Source organism: Phocaeicola oris (genome assembly GCF_021295095.1).
Lineage (GTDB): Bacteria > Bacteroidota > Bacteroidia > Bacteroidales > Bacteroidaceae > Phocaeicola > Phocaeicola oris.
Genome location: NZ_JAJLQX010000002.1, coordinates 58620 through 78073, shown reverse-complemented (window position 1 = coordinate 78073; position 19454 = coordinate 58620). Strand labels below are relative to the sequence as shown.

General features: G+C 39.0%; 14 protein-coding genes and 1 tRNA gene. 8 read left to right on the top strand and 7 right to left on the bottom strand.

The window, feature by feature from the left end; all coding sequences use genetic code 11:
* Position 1 precedes the first annotated feature (1 nt).
* Positions 2–538: a DUF4199 domain-containing protein gene (locus tag LO761_RS01825; protein ID WP_272816632.1), complete on the bottom strand. Its 537-nt coding sequence runs from the start codon at positions 536–538 to the stop codon at positions 2–4.
* A gap of 258 nt (positions 539–796) precedes the next feature.
* On the opposite strand from LO761_RS01825, the gene LO761_RS01815 reads away from it, so the two are divergent.
* The 6 genes from LO761_RS01815 (at position 797) to LO761_RS01790 (ending at position 9050) form a co-directional block, all read left to right on the top strand.
* A tRNA-Thr gene (locus LO761_RS01815) sits at positions 797–870 on the top strand.
* Positions 871–940: 70 nt separating this feature from the next.
* Complete coding sequence (locus tag LO761_RS01810) at positions 941–3346, top strand: DEAD/DEAH box helicase (RefSeq protein ID WP_272816755.1); 2406 nt, start codon at positions 941–943, stop codon at positions 3344–3346.
* Between the two features lie 463 nt (positions 3347–3809).
* A complete protein-coding gene (locus LO761_RS01805) occupies positions 3810–5216 on the top strand; it encodes an amidophosphoribosyltransferase (RefSeq protein ID WP_272816631.1) in 1407 nt (468 codons plus the stop codon).
* Positions 5217–5321: 105 nt separating this feature from the next.
* The gene (gene pepT, locus LO761_RS01800; RefSeq protein ID WP_272816630.1) at positions 5322–6548 is read left to right on the top strand and encodes a peptidase T; all 1227 of its coding nucleotides are present in this window, start codon (positions 5322–5324) and stop codon (positions 6546–6548) included.
* Positions 6549–6571: 23 nt separating this feature from the next.
* On the top strand, positions 6572–7663 hold the full coding sequence (gene gcvT, locus LO761_RS01795) for a glycine cleavage system aminomethyltransferase GcvT (protein WP_272816629.1): 1092 nt from the start codon (positions 6572–6574) through the stop codon (positions 7661–7663).
* Between the two features lie 91 nt (positions 7664–7754).
* Positions 7755–9050 (top strand): S28 family serine protease, encoded by a 1296-nt coding sequence (locus LO761_RS01790; protein WP_272816628.1) that lies wholly within the window; start codon positions 7755–7757, stop codon positions 9048–9050.
* Positions 9051–9281: 231 nt separating this feature from the next.
* On the opposite strand, the gene LO761_RS01785 is transcribed toward LO761_RS01790, so the two are convergent.
* The 3 genes from LO761_RS01785 to LO761_RS01775 form a co-directional block, all read right to left on the bottom strand.
* Positions 9282–11759, bottom strand: coding sequence for a TonB-dependent receptor domain-containing protein (locus LO761_RS01785; protein WP_272816627.1), 2478 nt, complete (start codon positions 11757–11759; stop codon positions 9282–9284).
* Positions 11760–11852: 93 nt separating this feature from the next.
* The gene (locus LO761_RS01780; RefSeq protein WP_272816626.1) at positions 11853–13532 is read right to left on the bottom strand and encodes a PspC domain-containing protein; all 1680 of its coding nucleotides are present in this window, start codon (positions 13530–13532) and stop codon (positions 11853–11855) included.
* 26 nt (positions 13533–13558) lie between these two features.
* A complete protein-coding gene (locus LO761_RS01775) occupies positions 13559–13900 on the bottom strand; it encodes a PadR family transcriptional regulator (protein ID WP_272816625.1) in 342 nt (113 codons plus the stop codon).
* Between the two features lie 419 nt (positions 13901–14319).
* Between LO761_RS01775 and LO761_RS01770 the strand changes: the two genes are divergently transcribed.
* Together LO761_RS01770 and LO761_RS01765 are read left to right on the top strand one after the other, a co-directional pair.
* On the top strand, positions 14320–15114 hold the full coding sequence (locus tag LO761_RS01770) for a class I SAM-dependent methyltransferase (RefSeq protein WP_272816624.1): 795 nt from the start codon (positions 14320–14322) through the stop codon (positions 15112–15114).
* Between the two features lie 149 nt (positions 15115–15263).
* Positions 15264–17495: a S9 family peptidase gene (locus LO761_RS01765; RefSeq protein WP_407951531.1), complete on the top strand. Its 2232-nt coding sequence runs from the start codon at positions 15264–15266 to the stop codon at positions 17493–17495.
* Between the two features lie 146 nt (positions 17496–17641).
* Here LO761_RS01765 and LO761_RS01760 read toward each other — a convergent pair whose 3' ends face one another.
* The 3 genes from LO761_RS01760 to LO761_RS01750 are packed head-to-tail and all read right to left on the bottom strand — an operon-like array spanning position 17642 to position 19295.
* The gene (locus LO761_RS01760; RefSeq protein ID WP_272816622.1) at positions 17642–18076 is read right to left on the bottom strand and encodes an RNA-binding S4 domain-containing protein; all 435 of its coding nucleotides are present in this window, start codon (positions 18074–18076) and stop codon (positions 17642–17644) included.
* A gap of 1 nt (position 18077) precedes the next feature.
* A complete protein-coding gene (gene pth, locus LO761_RS01755; RefSeq protein WP_272816621.1) occupies positions 18078–18641 on the bottom strand; it encodes an aminoacyl-tRNA hydrolase in 564 nt (187 codons plus the stop codon).
* Positions 18642–18662: 21 nt separating this feature from the next.
* Positions 18663–19295 (bottom strand): 50S ribosomal protein L25/general stress protein Ctc, encoded by a 633-nt coding sequence (locus LO761_RS01750; RefSeq protein WP_272816620.1) that lies wholly within the window; start codon positions 19293–19295, stop codon positions 18663–18665.
* Positions 19296–19454 lie beyond the last annotated feature (159 nt).

Sequence of the window (19454 nt, the reverse complement as noted above, 5' to 3'; positions counted from 1 at the left end):
ATTATATAGTATTAATTTTTCTTCGCATGACGACAAAGGCAGTTATGACAGTTATTATAAAACAATAAAACATGTTATTTGATAGGAAGTAAAATGTTATATCCAACGGAGACATCGTGGCAAATGCGTCAAACGTGGTCTCCATCTGATCGATTGTGTCGATCATCGGTCCGGTTGCTATTGATTTGAACTCTATAAGACTACTTTTATAAAAGTCCATTAATGCTCCTTCATCAAAGAATCGGAAGTAAATATAATGAATGACGGCAACTAATATAGAAGCGTAAAAGTACATTAGAAACAAGAATAAAAACGACCGGCCGTAACTCAACTCATTATTACATTCTTTTACTCTGAAGCGACGTGCAAAATAGTAACCTAAAAAAGGAACGCATAATGTTAATAAGAAGAAAAGAACATGTAATGATGGAACTTGAATTCCTAAAGGAATGAGAACAAACTTTGCTATCCAGAATAATCCCATGATTGTTCCATATTGCATGGCTGCATTTCTTAATATCGCTTTGTTATCTGTCATTAAATATATATTAGCTTTGCAAAATTAGTGCTTTTAGTGGAATAGCTGAATGTTTTTTGATGTAAAAAATAAATTTTATGTTAAAACAGAAAAAAAGTATCTGTTTCATTGTCTATTTGAAATAAATGGCTAACTTTGCATCCGCTAATTAAAAAATGGGTAAGTCCTATACGGCCAGCTCCCTGTGAATTCCTCCAGGGCTTGATCGCAGCAAAGGTAGCAGGTCGTAGCGGCGCGATATAGATAGCTTACCCACCCGCCTCTTTAGCTCAGTTGGCCAGAGCACGTGATTTGTAATCTCGGGGTCGTTGGTTCGAATCCGACAAGAGGCTCAAAAAGGAAGGAATGAAGCGACACTTCATTCCTTCCTTTTTATTTAATAAATGCTTGGGAGGAACATTCATGGAGACTGTTATCACAAAAGGTAAATTACCAAAAGTTTGTAGGCGGGAAATAATAGAGTTGCTATATGATATCTATGGCTATAAAGCGTTTCGACAATTTGATATCTATAAAGATTTAAGTGTTGATAAGACGACTATAACTATTTCACAGGATCAACTGATAGAGGAGGTGATTGGTGAATCGGAAAAGTCTGTTGAGGATGGGAGTATTCATAATTATATGCTGACCGCGCCTACCGGTTCAGGTAAATCTCTTTTGTTTCAAATACCGGCTATTTATTTAGGGAAGAAACACCAATGGCTGACTATCGTTGTTTCTCCATTGAAAGCTTTAATAGAAGATCAGGTTGATAATCTTCACGAGGTGGGATATGATAGAGTGGATTATGCTTCATCCGATTTATCTCCGGAAGAAAAAAACGCAGTGTACGAACGTGTTAAAAATGGAGAGACAGATCTATTCTATTTGTCTCCAGAGTTACTCCTTTCATATAATATTAAGCATTTTATAGGAAACAGAAGAATTGGACTTTTAGTGGTCGATGAAGCTCATACTGTTACTACATGGGGAAAAGAATTTCGTGTAGATTATTGGTTTTTAGGCCGGTATTTGAAAAATTTAAAAGCTTATTTAGGATATGACTTCCCTATTTTTGCATTGACGGCAACGGCTGTGTATAATCCGAACGGGGATAATGATATGGTTTTTGAGACTATCCGTTCACTCCGTCTTTCCCCTTGTGTGTTATATGGTGGAAAAGTAAGGCGTGATAATATCAAATTTGATATTAAGAAGATGGAGATAGGGGAAGGACAGACCTATGAACGTGCAAAGCAGAGTGTAATTCTGAAGCGAACCGATGATTACTTGGCTAATCATAAAACCATTCTATACTATCCGTTTGCTGCAAGTATTGATAATCGAGTTAAAATGTGGGTATCTCCTGCCGGTCGTCATTTAGTATCAACTTATTATGGGAAAAAGGATAAGGCGCAGAAGTCGATGATTGTAGAAGCGTTCCGTGAAGGCGCAAAACGTATGATTATTGCAACGAAAGCTTTCGGAATGGGAATAGATATTAGCGATATTGACAGGATTTATCATATAGCTCCATCGAGTACATTTGTCGATTATGTTCAGGAGATTGGCCGTGCTGCACGTGATAAAAGTATTATTGGAGTTTCCGCGACCGATTTTGAAGAACGGGATTTCTATTATATGAATAGATTACACATGATTAGCAGTATCTCGCAAGAGCAGTTAGGGCTAATCTTGAAGAAGATGTGGGATATTTATGCCATGAAAGGTAAACAGAAAGAAATGCAAGTTGCTTTGTCTGATTTCGAGTTTGCGGTTCATATACCTCGTAAACCAAATAAAGTGGAATACGAATCCGATTTGGCACAGGTAGTAAAGACGGCATTGCTTTGGATTGAGGAGGATTTGAACAGACGGAGTAAAGAGCAGGTAGTGGAAATTAATCCGTTGAAACTGTTTACCGATGGATTTATTCAGGAGAAGAGCGGTAACACTGCGTTTTTTAATATATATAAAAATTATTTGCGTCCGGTTGATGGTCAGGAAGGTATATATCATGTAACCTTTGAAAGACTATGGGAAGACTGTTTCTCTGAAGTTCCTTATGGAGAGTTTAAACGCAACCTTTATAATGGAAAGCTCTTTGATGGCGTTTGTGCCGTTGCTGTGGGAAAGCATGAGGTTATATTGCTTGAAGACGCGGAAACTATCTATGCCCAACTCTGCTCTTTATTGAAACGCGTCTCCGATATGTTGACCGTGGCTCTGTTAGCTAATAAAGGTAAGTTTGAGGAAGAAGATTTAGAGGCTATATTCAAGGAATATAACATGGGGGTTCCTTCGGCAAAACATTTTATTTACTCATTGCTTGAATCCAGAGTTGAAGAAGGAAGGAGCTTGTCGCTTATTACCAGTCAAAAGAAGAAAGATCAGGATAAACTAATATTCACGGTTAGTCGCGGGTTCAACTTATTATTAGACAGGTATGAGAAACTTTGTAAAAAGTGTATCATAGGAGAGAAAGGAAGCCGTTTATTATTCTTTGTCACTCCGTTTAGTGATATGAATATGTTATTGAATTTGCTATCAATGCTCGACTTGCTTGATTATACTGTTGAAGGTGGAATTCAGTCGGTTAATGTCTCTTTTATCCAACCGGATGTTATTCATCGGATTGTTGAGAATGGAAACTATGAGAATCTTGTGCTGAAAAATAATGAAAAAGTCTTTCAAGAACAGATTGAACTTTTCCGATTGTTCTTTGGAAATACAACTCTGACCGATGAAAATCGTTGGGATTTTATAGAATCATACTTTACCGGTAGTTCGGTAGAGGAACTTAAAAGGCTGTATAGTAAGGAATAATATTCACTGATTAGTTTAATTTGTTTTATTATATATGTTTATCGTGTTAATTAACTTTACCGATCAGGAGATCGGAAAAAAGTCATCCGTATGAATCGCTTAACTCATACGCGTCATTCGTTTGTTTCACATAAGTGAAACGAGAAAATCTTCTGATGAAAACGAGAACTTATACGTATCACTTTTCACATTCTTATATATCGAAGCAGTAATTGATAAGGCTGATTTTTCCAGAACTTTTTTTGCGCTTGCAGGATATGTCATTAACACTATTGAATAATTCATTTGATGTTAAGTTACCTTATTCCGAATAGGAATAATTATTATTTTATTGCTAAAATATTTTGTATTAACACATTAGAAAAAGGTCTTCAAAAGATGCTAATTTTCTTCTTAAATCGGTTCGTGAAAGCCGAAGTTTTTTAGTAATTTTGCAGCATTCTTTTTAATACAATGACGACGCATGGGAGGTTTTTTTGGAACAGTTTCAAAAACTGCATGTATTGCTGATGTCTTTTACGGCACAGATTATAATTCGCATTTAGGAACTAAGCGAGGCGGTATAGCTACGTACGCTCGAGGAAAAGGTTTTATGAGAGCTATTCATAATTTAGAAAGTTCCTATTTCAGAACCAAGTTTGAGGATGAGCTTTCACAGTTTCAAGGTAATTCCGGTATCGGGGTGATTAGCGATACCGATCCTCAGCCTATTATTATAAATTCCCGATTAGGTAAGTTTGCTTTGGTAACTGTAGCTAAGATTTCGAACATTAAAGAGTTGGAAGCTATCTTGTTACAGAAGAATCTGCACTTTTCTGAGATGAGCCTGAATACGACAAACCAGACGGAACTTGTGGCTTTGCTCATTACACAGGGAAGAACTTTTGTCGAAGGCATTGAAAATGTTTTTAATACTATCAAAGGCTCTTGCTCTATGTTGCTTCTAACCGAGGATGGCATTATTGCAGCTCGCGACAAGTGGGGCAGAACTCCTATTATAATAGGTAAAAAAGATGGGGCGTATGCCGCTACCAGCGAATCAACCAGTTTACCTAATCTTGATTATCAGTTGGAACGTTTTATTGGTCCGGGGGAGATTGTTTATATTCATGAAGACGGAATAGAGCAATTACGAAAGCCGAACAAAGAGATGCAGATTTGTTCTTTCCTTTGGGTTTATTATGGTTTCCCAACGTCTTCGTACGAGAATATTAATGTGGAGCAGGTTCGAAAGAATATAGGCGTTTGTGTTGGAAAAGAAGATGAAATCGAAGCAGATGCCGTTTGTGGTATCCCTGATTCCGGAGTTGGAATGGCATTGGGTTATTCCGAGGGGAAAGGTGTACCATACCATCGAGCCATATCAAAATATACCCCTACTTGGCCGCGTAGTTTTATGCCTGCCAATCAGGAGATGCGCTCGCTGGTAGCCAAAATGAAGTTGATTCCTAATAAAGATCTTTTGACAGATAAGCGTTTTGTTTTCTGTGATGATTCCATTGTTCGTGGAACACAGTTGCGCGATAATGTCAGAATGCTATATGATTGCGGAGTTAAAGAAGTCCATGTGCGTATTTCTTGTCCTCCATTGGTGTACGCGTGTCCTTTTATTGGTTTCACGGCATCTAAGTCGAACTTAGAATTGATAACTCGTCGTATTATTAAGGAATTTGAAGGTGATGAGAACAAAAATCTGGAAAAATATGCCGAAACAGGCTCTCCTGAGTACAATGCAATGGTAGATAAGATAAAGAAACATTTTAATATTGATTCGTTGAAGTTCAATACGATAGAAAACTTAGTTGAGTCCATAGGCTTGCCAAAGTGTAAGTTGTGTACGCATTGTTTTGATGGTTCCAGCCACTTTTAATAACATAAGAGAATAATAATCATAAAAAAGAGCGTTGAATACTTTGAAATTCAGTGCTCTTTTTTTATTTTTGACGGAAAACAGAATAATGAATATACTATGACTATGACTTTAATAGATCGCTTTTTTAAATATGTCAGTTTTGATACCCAATCAGACGAGAACTCGGAGACAACTCCGAGTACAGCGAAGCAATTAAATCTGGCTCGTTATTTGGAAAAGGAATTGAAAGAACTCGGCTTTGATGATGTTGAACTCGACCAGTATGGTTATGTTTATGCTACATTGCCGGCAAATACAGACAAGAAACTACCTACCATTGGCTTTATTGCTCACATGGATACGGCTCCGGACGCAAGTGGGGCGAGTGTAAAACCTCGTATAGTTGAGAAATACGATGGAGGAGACATCTTATTGAATAAGGAAGAGAATGTAATACTTTCTCCGATTCAGTTTCCTGAATTACTTGCGCATCAGGGTGAAGACTTGATTGTAACCGATGGTACCACTTTATTGGGTGCTGATGATAAGGCCGGAATAGCAGAAATTGTTTCGGCAATGGTGTATTTGAAAGAGCATCCGGAAATTAAGCATGGGAAGATTCGAATCGGATTCAATCCGGATGAGGAAATAGGACTGGGTGCTCATAAGTTCGATGTTGAGAAATTCGGATGTGATTTCGCTTATACTATGGATGGCGGCGAAGTAGGAGAGTTGGAGTATGAGAATTTTAATGCTGCTTCGGCTAAGGTTCATGTCAAAGGTGTTAATGTACACCCGGGAACCGCGAAAGATAAAATGATTAATTCCATCCGGGTAGCAAACGAGTTTATTTCTTTGCTTCCTACAGATGAGGTTCCGGAGTGTACTGAAAATTACGAGGGCTTTTATCATTTGATAGGTATGCAAGGCGAAGTAGAGAAGACAACAGTTAGTTATATCATCCGTGACCATGATAGGGAGATTTTTGAAAGCAGGAAGAAGAATGTGTTGCTTTGGGCTGATAAGCTGAATAAGAAATATGGCAAAGGGACGGTAACGGTTGAGTTGAAAGATCAGTATTATAATATGAAAGAGAAGATAGAACCGGTAAAACATATTATTGACATTGCATATAAAGCGATGCAAGAAGCCGGTGTTACTCCTGTTATACATGCTATTCGTGGCGGTACGGATGGCGCTCAACTTTCTTTTCGTGGTTTACCATGCCCGAATATCTTCGCCGGAGGAATGAATATGCACGGACGCTTTGAATACGTTCCGGTTCAATCTATGGAAAAAGCAATGAATGTAGTGATAAAGATTTGTGAGTTGGTAGCAAAATCAAAATAAAAATAATCAAGATAATTTAAACTATGGAATTAAAAACAACCCCTTTTACAGCGATACATATCGCGCTTGGAGCAAAGATGCATGAATTTGCCGGTTATAACATGCCTATTCAGTATACAAGCATCATTGAGGAACATCTTACGGTTTGTCATGGTGTAGGCGTATTTGACGTTTCTCACATGGGTGAGTTCTGGTTTAAAGGTCCGAAAGCATTGGATCTTTTGCAGAGCATCACATCAAATAATGTAGCGACTCTTCCTATTGGAAAGGCTCAGTATTCTTGTCTTCCGAATGAGACGGGAGGTATTGTGGACGATATCGTGATTTATCATTTTGAACCTGAAAAGTATTTGATGGTAGTTAATGCGGCTAACATCGAAAAAGACTGGAATTGGGTAACATCTCATAACCGGATTGGCGCGGAAGTAGAGAATGCGTCTGATCGTATGGCTCAGCTGGCTATTCAAGGCCCGAAGGCACAAGAGGTAATTCAAAAGTTGACGGCAGTTAATTTAGCAGATATTCCGTTCTATGGATTTGCTGTCGGAGAAGTTGCCGGTGTGAAGCAGGTCATCATCTCGGCTACCGGTTATACGGGTGCCGGAGGTTTTGAACTTTATTTTTATCCGGAATACGCTCAAACTATTTGGGAGGCTTTATTTAAGGCAGGTGAACCGGAAGGAATCAAACCAATCGGTTTGGGTGCCCGCGATACATTACGTCTGGAAGCCGGTTTCTGTTTATATGGAAATGATTTGGATGACACAACTTCTCCTCTTGAGGCAGGGTTAGGCTGGATTACCAAGTTTGCCGAAGGGAAGAACTTTACTAATCGTGCATATCTTGAGAAACAGAAAGCAGAAGGTGTGGAGCGTAAGCTGATTCATTTTAAAATGATAGACCGTGGTATTCCACGTGAGCATTATGATTTTGTAGACGCAGAGGGTAACATTATCGGTCATGTTACCAGTGGTACTGTTTCTCCAACTCTGAAAGTTGGAATTGGAATGGGTTATGTAAAAACAGCATACGCTAAGTTGGATACTGAAATATATATTGACGTTCGAGGACGTAAGCTGAAAGCTGTAGTTGCTAAACCGCCTTTCCGTGTATAAGGTTAATTCTTTTTGAAATATTGGCGGCTGAATTGTATGAATTCAGCCGCTTTTATTATCTTTGAGCATCATATTAAATTTTGATATTGTTATGAGAAGTATAAAATTTGGTTTACTTTTCGTGTTGGCGATGGTTTGCAGTGTGCTTTCTGCACAGAATATGCTGAAAGACAAACTTTCAACCATGTCGGAGATAAAAGAGTTCAAGCCTTTGGAATCAACGGTTTTCCCTGAGAAGTATGTGACTTATTTCGTACAACCTATCGATCACAAGAATCCTGCGATGGGTACATTTACTCAACGGGTGTATGTGATGCATCGTGGTTTCGATCGCCCAACAGTTATTGTGACTGAAGGGTATGGAGCCATGTATGCCGAAAGGCCTAAGTATGAAGAAGAAATTTCAAAGCTTTATAATACAAATTTAATTGTAGTAGAGTATCGTTATTTCTTAGAGTCTACTCCGCAACCAAAAGACTGGAAGTACCTGACAGTTGAGCAGTCGGTGGATGACTTACATGCTGTCCGAAATGCTTTTAAAGCTATTTATCCGAATAAATGGATAGCGACAGGTATCAGCAAAGGCGGACAAACTACGATGTTTTATCGTACATTCTATCCGGATGATGTCGATATTTCCGTGCCTTATGTTGCTCCGTTGAATTACGGAATAGAGGATGGGCGTCATGAACCGTTCATCAATAATGTATCGACAGCTGAGGATAGAAAGAAAGTGCAGGATTTTCAGTTGGAAGTTCTGAAGCGGCGTGCTACGCTTCAGCCGATGTTCGATGAGTATATCGCCGATAAAAAACTGTCTTATTCGGTTCCTTTAGATGAGCTGTACGACTATTGTGTATTGGAATACTCGTTTGCTATTTGGCAGTGGGGAGTTACCATGGATAAGATTCCTGCTGTTACGGCATCCGATAAGGAAATATTTGACCACTGGATGAAACAGTCTGATCCGTCGAACTTTAATCGTGAAGGCTATTTCAAGTCTTTCTTTGTTCAAGCGGCCAAAGAACTTGGTTATTATGGATACGATACCAAGCCTTTTAAAAAGTATTTGCGCCTGAAATCGGCAAAAGGTTGGGTTAACCGACTGATGTTACCCGATGAATTAAAAGGGGTGAAGTTCGATAAGGCCGTTGCCCAAAAGGTTACTAAGTTCTTGAAAGAGAACGATCCGAAGATGATTTATATCTATGGCAGCATTGACCCATGGTCTGCTTCGGGGGTATTCCAATGGCTGGATTTAAAACATAAAAAGAATTTACACATATTTGTTCAAGATGGCGGATGTCATGCAACCCGAATAGGAACAATGCCGGAGAAGGAGCAGACACAGATTAAGAATTTGCTCAATGATTGGTTGAACGAGTGAAGTGATACGCATGAGTTGCTTAAATCATCAGAAGTTTTGATCAACTCATGCGTATGAGTTGATCGAATGATGCGTATGAGTTTGTCAAGTCATGCGTATGAGTTGGGTAATTCATGCGTATCGCTTTTTTAACTCATCAGTATGTTTTATAGAAACGATGCTTATCTATTTAGATGTTGTTGTCCAACCAATCGCAAAGTTATAGAATTAATTCGTTGAACTCACTTTTATTTAATTCCCTCCACCTGTTTCACTTTGTCCTTGACTGTTTCCACCGGCTTTTGTATCATCATTGATGATGCTTCGGTTTGTATGCTTGACTTGTGCATTCAGCTTACCAAATCTCCAACTGATATTGATGGCGAATCCGCGAGACGGATACCTTGACTCACTCCATGAATGGAAGGTGTCTGTAGTTTTCTCGTCGCGATATGTGGTATATTGTGAAAGAAAATGATTAGCATAAGCGGATATGTTCAAACGATCCTCCTTCAGGAATGATTTGCTTAGGCTAATACCATAGTAATGAGAGGAAGAAACGGTACCTTGGAGCGTGACGTGTTTTGTTGAACCGCCTCCATACATACTAAAACGGAGTTTCCATGGCAGAGTTTGTTGTATGTTACCGAATAAGTTGGTAGACCAACCATGTCGGCGCGCGTTCAATTCATCACTCTTATAGTCCGAATATCTCTCGCTCCCATTAATAGAAATACGGGTGTTATTCGTCGGATTCCAGTTGACCCACATATTGTAGCCCACGTTTTGCGTATGTCCTACATTTCCGAAAGTTGTTTCCAATACTCCGTTGTTTATAAATTGGTATCGTTCTATTCCATTGTTGATAAAGAAATAGTTGAATCCTGTGTTTATATTAAACTTTTGGGAGAAACTGCTGAATGTCAGTCCTAAATTATGTGCCTTTTCCGTATCTAAATCAGGATTGCCATAGCTGATTGAATTAGGGTCCGACCTATCAACGAAAGGGTTCAGATACCAGATACTCGGACGATTAATTCTTAAATTGTAATTAAACCGGAGAGTCTTGGTCTGTGCTAACATGTACGAGATGTTCACTGTAGGGACAATATCGTCATAATTCGTATGAAAGTTTCGTTCCGGAGTGAGATCATATTTTACATCCATAAAGGTATGTTCGTATCGGAAACCGGCCTTGAATCCCCACTTTGTCAGCTTCAGTTGATAATCAAAATAACCGGCTATGATATTTCGGTCTTGCTGATACTTGGAACTTCCTGCTTCATAATATTCCAATGTCCCATTATCATTTGCCTGATACATTTTAGCATCGCTATAGTTGATACGGTAGATATATTTGGCTCCGAAGTCAATATAGTGTTTATCCGTAATGGGATTAACGAGATCCAACTGTGCGGTATGCTCCGTAGTATGGGAATCAATATCGGAATACTGTTCGCGTAGGATGTAAGGAACTTGATACAGACTGTCGTATGTTGTCTCCGATTTAAATCCGTTGGGAGTGTAATCTAATTTATATGAAAGAGTCAGATATTTGCCTTTCTTTTTGAATGAGTGTTGGTAATCTAAGTTCGCGCCCACATTACCGAATGAATTTTTGCTATAACCTCCTCTGTGATAAGCGTACATCAAATCACCGCTTTTATTAAACATGTGTGAAGACCAATTGGTAGGTGAACGGAAAGAGCCTCCGAACATGTTTGCATTAAAGGTGACCAAATTCAGAGAGTCAATCTCATAACTGCCCTCCAATTGTCCAAGCTGAAAATTCCCTTTATTCTTTCTTTCATTATGAGATACCAAGTTATAGTATTTATCCGAAGTATAATCTTCACGTCCTTCGTCAATGATTGATTTAGGCTCATTTTCGTAATTATACGAGTAGTTCCCCGTAAGCGTAACCTTACCAATTTGAACAGTAGAATAAGCATTGGCGCCTATGCCGGTGTTTGAAGCTCTTGCGCTGAGAGTTGCGGTATATCCTTCCATTTTTGTCCCTGTGGTAATGATGTTCAGTATTCCGCCTACACCTTCGGCGTCATATTTGGCTCCGGGTTCAGTGATGACTTCAATAGTTTTAATGGAGGTAGCCGGCAAACTACGTAACACCTCTTTAGGATTATTGCTCATCAATGAATTCGGTTTTCCGTTTACATAGACTTTAAAGCTACTTGAACCGTTAACTTGAATATTATCCTCACCGTCTACTGTGACCAGAGGAACTTTCCGGAGCATTTCAAGCGTCGTATTTGTCTTTGAGTCCGGGTCATCCTCTATGCTATACGATATTTTATCTATTTCAGCTTTTACCAAAGGTTTCTGCGCCACCACCTCAACACCTTTTAATTCTTCAGTCGATTCTTTTGTGTAAAGAGTTCCTAAATCTATATGTTTTTTAGTTGGAGTAACCTCAAAGTTCTTAATGACGGTTTTCTTTCCAATGGAAGTGATAGTCAGAAGGAATTTTCCTATTGCGGGGATTCTTTCATTAAACTTTCCGTTGATGTCGGTTACAGCAAGTTTTACCGGATTCTTCAGATCTGCTTGCTTCATAATGCGGATAGTTGCATACGGCTCTTTTTCGAGAGTGATAGAGTCGACTAATACTCCCTTCACGGAGTAGTCGGATAATGTTTGTGCGCAAATGAAAGGTGTGTATCCTAAAAGAATGAGAAATAGGAGCGCGCAAAGTGACGATATGTTTTTCATTTACTAACAAAAGTTTAATTCATAGTAGCACAAAGATAAAGTTTTTTTTCTTTGTGCTACTTATCAACAATAATAATTAATTATCTTACAGATTTATTTACTATTTGCAATTCTTGTCAATCTTAAGTCCATTATATCACATTTGCCACCGGTCCAAGGGTTATAGTTATAATCAATGGAATTCGTTACGCCATATTTTAACGAACCGTCACTTTTCACGTTAAACTCTTTGTAAACGTAATTCCATTTATGTTCTTCTGCGCTATTTTGAAATCCTTTCCAATCTGTTGTATCCGTAGGATTGAAATATGGGATTTTAGAAGCGGAAGCAAAATCTATATTGGCAAAGTTGCTATGGCTGTATGTTGGAATGCCGATGGTTATTTTCTTATCATCGGGTAAAGCGTAGATGGCATTGCCTTGACCATTGGCATAGACAATAGCTTCAATGCGATAAGCTCCTTTTCGTACATTGGTGTTCTTCTCAAGCTGATACTTCAATGACGAAGAATTGCCTTCTTTCCCTTTGATACTGAGACATTCCGTATTCTCATTTGTACGTGGGTCTACACCCCATCCGTGAATCCTATCACTGCCGTTGACATACGAAATAATATTCCATCCGTTATCATCCAGATAATCCCAACTGTGTTTTTCCATGTAGATACCGTCGCGGGTATTATCAACGGCTTCTATCTTTTGATAGTTTTCTTCATAAGCTGCGATTCTTGCTCCGGCTAAACAGATGCATGCAATAGCTATGGCCAAGGCTATCAGCCAAGTTAAAAAGACACCCACTTTGCTTTCCCATGTCATAGAAGGGGTGTTGGGCTTTTTGAACATGGCACGGATAATGAGAATGATAGGAATAATAAGAACTAATATGGATGAAATGGCGAATGCCCAAATAGTCCATTTAGGGAATCCGGATATAAACTGATAGGTTTCCGGTGTAATCAGATTAGGAATATCTGCCCCCAACACTCCAATGCCAAATATAGTGGCTATTGCAGCTGTTATTAATGCTATAAGGACTCCTATTAAAGCTGTTCCGAAAGTAAATACAAAGAAAGCTCCAATGCAGAAAAGAATGATTTTTACTCCTGTAGCCAAACATCCACGTGCCGCATGTTGGTTATTCGGGTTGTTAACATATTCTTTTGTCTTATTAATTCCGTTCATTAACTCCTCGTTAATCGTCTTTGGATTTACCGGTTCCCCTTTCATCTGTAAACGCTCTTCGGCAGTAATCGCTTCCGGAATCAATGCCCAGCAGATAATGTAAATCCAAAATAATATAGAATAAGAGAAGATACAAAGCAGGACGAAGATAATTCGCCATGGCAAAGGGTCTTTCCATCCGAAGTATTTAGTAATACCTGAAATAACTCCGCCAATCATCTTATCTTCCGGATCGCGGAACAGACGGTGAACCGGTTTTTCTTCATTGGAAGCGGTAGCTGACTTTTGCTCAGTTTTCTTTTTATTATCCTCTTCTTCATCTTCACAACCTTCTTCCATTTCTTGAGGGTCACCGATGCGACGAATAATCTCTTCCACATGTTCTATGGTGATAGCTTCAATACCTTGCTCGCGGAGTTCGACGAAAAGTTCGGCAACACGATGTTCCACATCATCTGCTATTTCCTCACCACCTTCGCGGCGACTGTAGTAACTGCGCATATTGTCCTCATATTTCTTCAGGAGTTCGTATGCGTCCTCGTCAATTGAATAGAGAGTACCAAATAAGTTGATGGTTATATTCTTTTTCATTGTAGTGTACTTTAATATTAAATGTTTCAGTTATTAGATTCTTGGTTTACCTTTAACAAATCAACTGTTCTGATCAGTCCGCTCCAAGCTTCATCCATATCTTTTAGCGCGATGATGCCTTGATCTGTCAACTTGTAATATTTTCTTGGAGGGCCTTGAGTTGATTCTTTCCATTCATAAGCCAGTAGACCGTCATTTTTCAGACGGGATAACAGGGGATACAGCGTTCCTTCAACAACTATCAGTTCAGCATCTTTTAACTGCGAAATGATGTCGGTTGCATAGGAAGCTGCACGGTGTAAAAGGAGCATGACGCAATACTCAAGCATCCCTTTTCTCATCTGTGATTTTGCATTTTCTGTATTCATTTCTATTCTATTAAGTATTATCAAGAATCTTAGGCCTTCATACATCTTGGCGTTACAAAGATATATATAAATCTTAGTACCTTGTATTGCATAGTACTATAAAAGTGATATAATTTAAATGATTTTAAGACAATGAGCTTTGTTTGTTTTCAAAATTTAATGTTATTAACAAAATAAGCGCAGAATGAATATGTATTGTTCTTTTTGCTAATTAAAAAAGTGAAACGTTGAAATTCTAATTTACCAATTATTAGGTATTGACATTAGATTGTAGCTACCGTATTTTTGTACATAAAGTTAACGATTATGCGTATAATTATATGAAAGTATTTTCTTCTTTCATCCGGTTTCAGCCAAGTGAAGGTATTCATCGAAAAGAACGAAATGTATCTATAGTATCAATAAAAAAATAGGATGATATGAAACAAAAAATGAAACTTAATTACAGTAATTGGTTACCTATTAAGGTAATGTATATTTGGTATCTCATTGATATTGTCTGTGCATTACTTCTTGTATTAGCATTTTTCTTTTCTGTAGAAAGGGGGCTATGGAAAATCTTAGCTGGCATAGCTTTGTTTATAAGTGTATTTTTTACATTTTACTTTTATGCTCTTCGTAGAGCGTTTGCCTTTGATAAGGGAAACCAGATGGGAAAGGTGCATGAATTTGTAGCAAACCATTTGCTTTGGGACGGAAAAGGAAAACTTCTTGATGTAGGATGTGGTTCAGGAGCACTCACTATCCGTTGCGCCAAGAAATGGGCAGACGCACAATGTGTTGGCATTGATTATTGGGGGTTAATATGGGATTATGATAAAGAGATGTGCGATCAGAATGCAAGTTTGGAGGGGGTAGCAGATAGGTGCAGTTTTCAAAAAGGAGATGCCGCGAAACTTTCTTTTCCTGATGAATCGTTTGATGCGGTGGTGAGTAATTTTGTATATCATGAGGTTAGAAATGTTTCTGATAAGCAGTTTCTTATTCGAGAAACATTGAGAGTATTAAAGAAAGGCGGATATTTTTCATTACAAGACTTTTTCAGCCAAAAGTCTCTTTATGGGGATTTTGATGCTTTTGTAGACCAATTGAAGAAGGAGGGCTTTAAGGAAATCCGCTATATACCTAATGTAGAGAAAGAGATTCCTGTTCCTAAATGGATGCGCTTGCCCGGGATGATGACAAACATCGGTATTATTTATGGTGTGAAATAGTTTGAGCCGGCTATTATTACCTACCGGAAAGGAGATGAAAATGGAATCTTTTTTCCGAATATATCAGCACGATAAATCGAATTTTGTATCTTTACAAATTAGTTCGGTATGACGAACAAAACAAATTGTGAAGTTCAAATTATATGAATATGAATAGAAGATTTATTATGATGCTGGTGGCAGGACTTTTGAGTTTACCATCCAGCTTGAATGCGCAGCATATTCCTACATTGGAAGAAGCAGTCAATCGGACGCTGATTAAGACAGAAGGCGGAGGAAGTGTGAACTGGATGGTTGATGGCGAGCGTTATTGGAAGTGGGAGCGGAATGCGAATGGTGGATTTGATGTGGTGGCTTACAAGGCGAAGGACAATTCAAAAGAGGTGTTGATTCCGGCTAAAATGTTGGTTAACCCGAAGACGGGAAAGCCTATGACGGTACGTAATATCGTATTCAATAAAGAAAATACTAAGGCTTTGGTTTATACGAATTCGAAGCGGGTTTGGCGTTATGATACACGGGGCGATTACTATGTACTTGACACTCAAAATGGAGAAATGCAGCAGTTGGGGAAGGAGTTTCCGGAATCAACGTTGATGTTCGCGAAATTCTCTCCGGATGGAACGAAAGTTGCGTATGTATCGCAGAATAATGTGTATGTAGAAAACATAGCCGACGGAATTGTTACCGCTCTGACTACGGATGGCAGTGACATCATTGTCAATGGAACTTTCGATTGGGTGTATGAAGAGGAGTTTGGCTGTCGTGATGGATTCCGTTGGAGCTCAGATGGTCAGTATATTGCTTATTGGCAGAGTGATACAAGTGGAACCGGCTGGTTCGATATTATTAATAATGTAGATTCTATTTATCCTATTATCCAACGGTTTCCTTATCCGAAAGCAGGAACAACTAACTCAGCTGTAAAAGTGGGTTATGTGTCTGTAAATGGTGGCGCGACTACTTGGATTGATCTTCCCGGCAATCCGCGTAATAATTATATTCCGCGTATGGATTTCATTCCGGGGACAAACGAGCTTTTCATTCAGCAGATGAATCGTTCACAGAATACAAATAGGATATGGGTGAGCAAGATAGGTGAACCTAAGCCGGTGAACATTTTTACGGATACGGATAAGGCTTGGGTGAATACAAACGATAATGTGTTGTGGCTCAAAGATAATCAGTATTTTACTTGGACAAGCGAACGAGACGGATGGCGTCATTTATATTTGATAAGTCGAGATGGCAAGCAAACTAAATTGGTTACCGATGCACAGATGGATTATGAGAATGAAGTGGGTGTCGATATGAAAAAAGGTATCGTTTACTTTATAGGAACTCTCGATAACTATACACAGCGGTATCTCTATCAGGCAAAATTGTTTGGTAATGGCAAAGTGGAAAGAGTCAGCCCGTTGAACGAGTCCGGACAACATCGGTATGTGATGTCTCCGACGGGTAAATGGGCAGTTCATACATTCAGCAATGCACAGACTCCTCCGGTAATCGACATGGTTTCATTTCCCGGACATAAGACTGTTTGTGGGATTACCGATAATGCTGAGGCAAAGAATCAATATAAGTCTTTAGGATTGAATCCGAAAGAGTTTGTTAAGACCAAGTCCGGTAATCTGGAATTGGATGCGTGGATGATTAAACCAATCAATTTTGATGCTTCCAAGAAATACCCGGTGATTATTGAAGTGTATGGTGAGCCCGCCAGTTCGACTGTTCAGGATGTTTGGGGTGGTGGTGACCTTTGGGATCAGTATTTAGCTAATCTTGGGTATATTGTAATCAGCATTGATAATAGAGGCGCTAATGTTCCTCGTGGCCGTGAGTGGAGAAAATGTATTTATGGCGAGGTTGGAACTTTTGCCAGCGAGGATCAGGCCCGAGGAATACAAGAGCTGGGTCGTAAGTATTCTTTTATTGATATGAGCAGAATAGGAATTACCGGTTGGAGCGGAGGTGGCAGTCAGACACTGAACTGCATGTTCCGTTATCCGGATGTGTTCAATACCGGCATTGCTGTAGCATTTGTAGCCGATCAGCGTCTTTATGATACTATTTATCAGGAGCGTTATATGAATACTCCGCAGAATAATCCGGAAGGATATAAGAAAGGTTCGCCCATTACTTATGTGTCAGGTTTGAAAGGTAATTTGCTTTTGATACATGGAACGGGTGACGACAATGTTCATTATCAGAATTGTGAGATATTGGTGAATGAATTAGTTAAGCATGGGAAGATTTTCTCTCAGGTTTCTTATCCGATGCGTTCGCATGGTATCTTTGAACGTGAAGGAACTACCATGCATCTTCGAAAGACAATGGCTGATTATTGGTTGAAACATTTACCGGCAGGCGGGAGGTAAAGAAATATGTTACGGTTGAGTTGCCGTATTCATCAGGAGTATTTATAAAGTAACGCGTATGAATCGGTTGGTTCATACGCGTTACTTTATTCAATCTTTTAATAATAAGTTTTATAGATACTTTGGGGTACAAGTTGATGACGTTGTTACTTATTTTCGTCAAAATCAAAATCGAAGTCGAAGCCGTCATCTTCCGGAAAATATTCCGGAGCGATAAACTCGTCTAATTTGCGTCTGTCTCTTTTGGTAGGACGGCCTGTTCCTTTCGCTCTGTTTACAAATCCGCTGATTTTGCTCATCTCCAGTAATTCGTATTGGTCGTGCGGAGTGACATTCTCTATCATTTGCGGAACAAGTTTTGCGCCTACTCTGTTTTCTATAGGTCGCAGAACCTTGAAAGAGTAGGTAATAGGTGGTTTACGGACTTGAATTACCGTACCTTCCTTAACGGTATGTGAAGCCTTAACATGAACCCCGTTTATGCTGACTCGTCCTTTTTTGCATGCTTCAGCTGCAATGGTACGTGTTTTGAATATGCGAGTCGCCCACATCCATTTATCTATTCTCGCTTCTGTTTCCATCTTACTGATTGTTGAATTGATTCATCGTAGTTTGAATACCGGCAAATGTAAAGCTCCTAATTATATCGCAGGCTTTTTCTACACGTTCTTCCATCTTCGCAAACTCTTCTTCCGAGAATTTACTTAATACATAATCTGCTTCTCGTCCATGCATGAAATCATTTCCTATACCAAAGCGAAGACGTGCATAGTTTTGTGTTCCTATATTATCTTCAATGTTCCTCAGACCATTATGTCCACCGCAACTGCCTTTCGGTTTCAAACGGAGTGTTCCAAATGGGAGTGCTACATCGTCAACCAGCACGAGTAAGTTTTCAACCGGAATTTTTTCTTTTTGCATCCAGTAACGGACGGCTAATCCACTTAGATTCATATAAGTAGATGGTTTCAGAAGAACCAATTGCCTGCCTCGGAATGAAGTATTTCCTACAAAGCCATAGCGTCGGTCTTCAAAAACACAATTGGACGCCTTTGCAAAGGCGTCCAATATGTGAAATCCTATGTTATGTCGGGTTTCATCGTACTCATCGCCGATATTGCCCAGACCTACGATCAAATATTTCATTTAAATGGAATATCTTTATTTTTACTCAGCATTAGCCGGTTCAGCTTCTGTTGCGTCAGTTTCTGTAGCAGCATTGGAATCTTCAACTGCAGAACGAGTAGTCTTAACTGAACATACGACAGCATCTTTCGGGTTGAGCAACTCAAGGTTATCAAACTTCAAATCGCCAACTTTAATTGACTTGCCTAATTTTAGTTTAGAAATATCCACAGTCAAGAACTCTGGGATAGCGGTATAGAGCGCGCGAACTTTCAGCTTGCGCATTTGATGATGCAATTTACCTCCGGATAGAACACCGGGAGCCAAGCCCTGAAGAACAACAGGAACATTCATTACGATAGGTTTAGCTTCATCAATTTCAAGGAAATCAATGTGTAAAATCTGCTCGTGCAATGGGTGGAATTGAACTTCCTGAAGAATAGCATTCTTAACTACGCCATCAATTTCCAGATTAACAACGAAGATTTCCGGAGTATATATTAACTTACGGAGATTACCTGCAGGAACTTGAAAATGGGTTACAGAAGTTTCACCTTTATCGTTCTTTGCAGCGCCATAAATGACGCAAGGAACAATGTTTTCTTTACGTAAGGCTTTTGTAGCCTTCTTACCAAGATCCTTACGAAAGATACCTTTAATGTCAATTGATTTCATTTCTTTAAATTTTAGTGTTACTCTAAATTAAGTTTACTGCTTAATTCGCCATCACACTATGCATGTTCTGCACGGTGAGCTAAAAAGCGGTGCAAAAATAAGATTTATTTTTAAAAATACAAAATAAAAGGCTGATAAATTTGTTGTTAGCTTTTACGT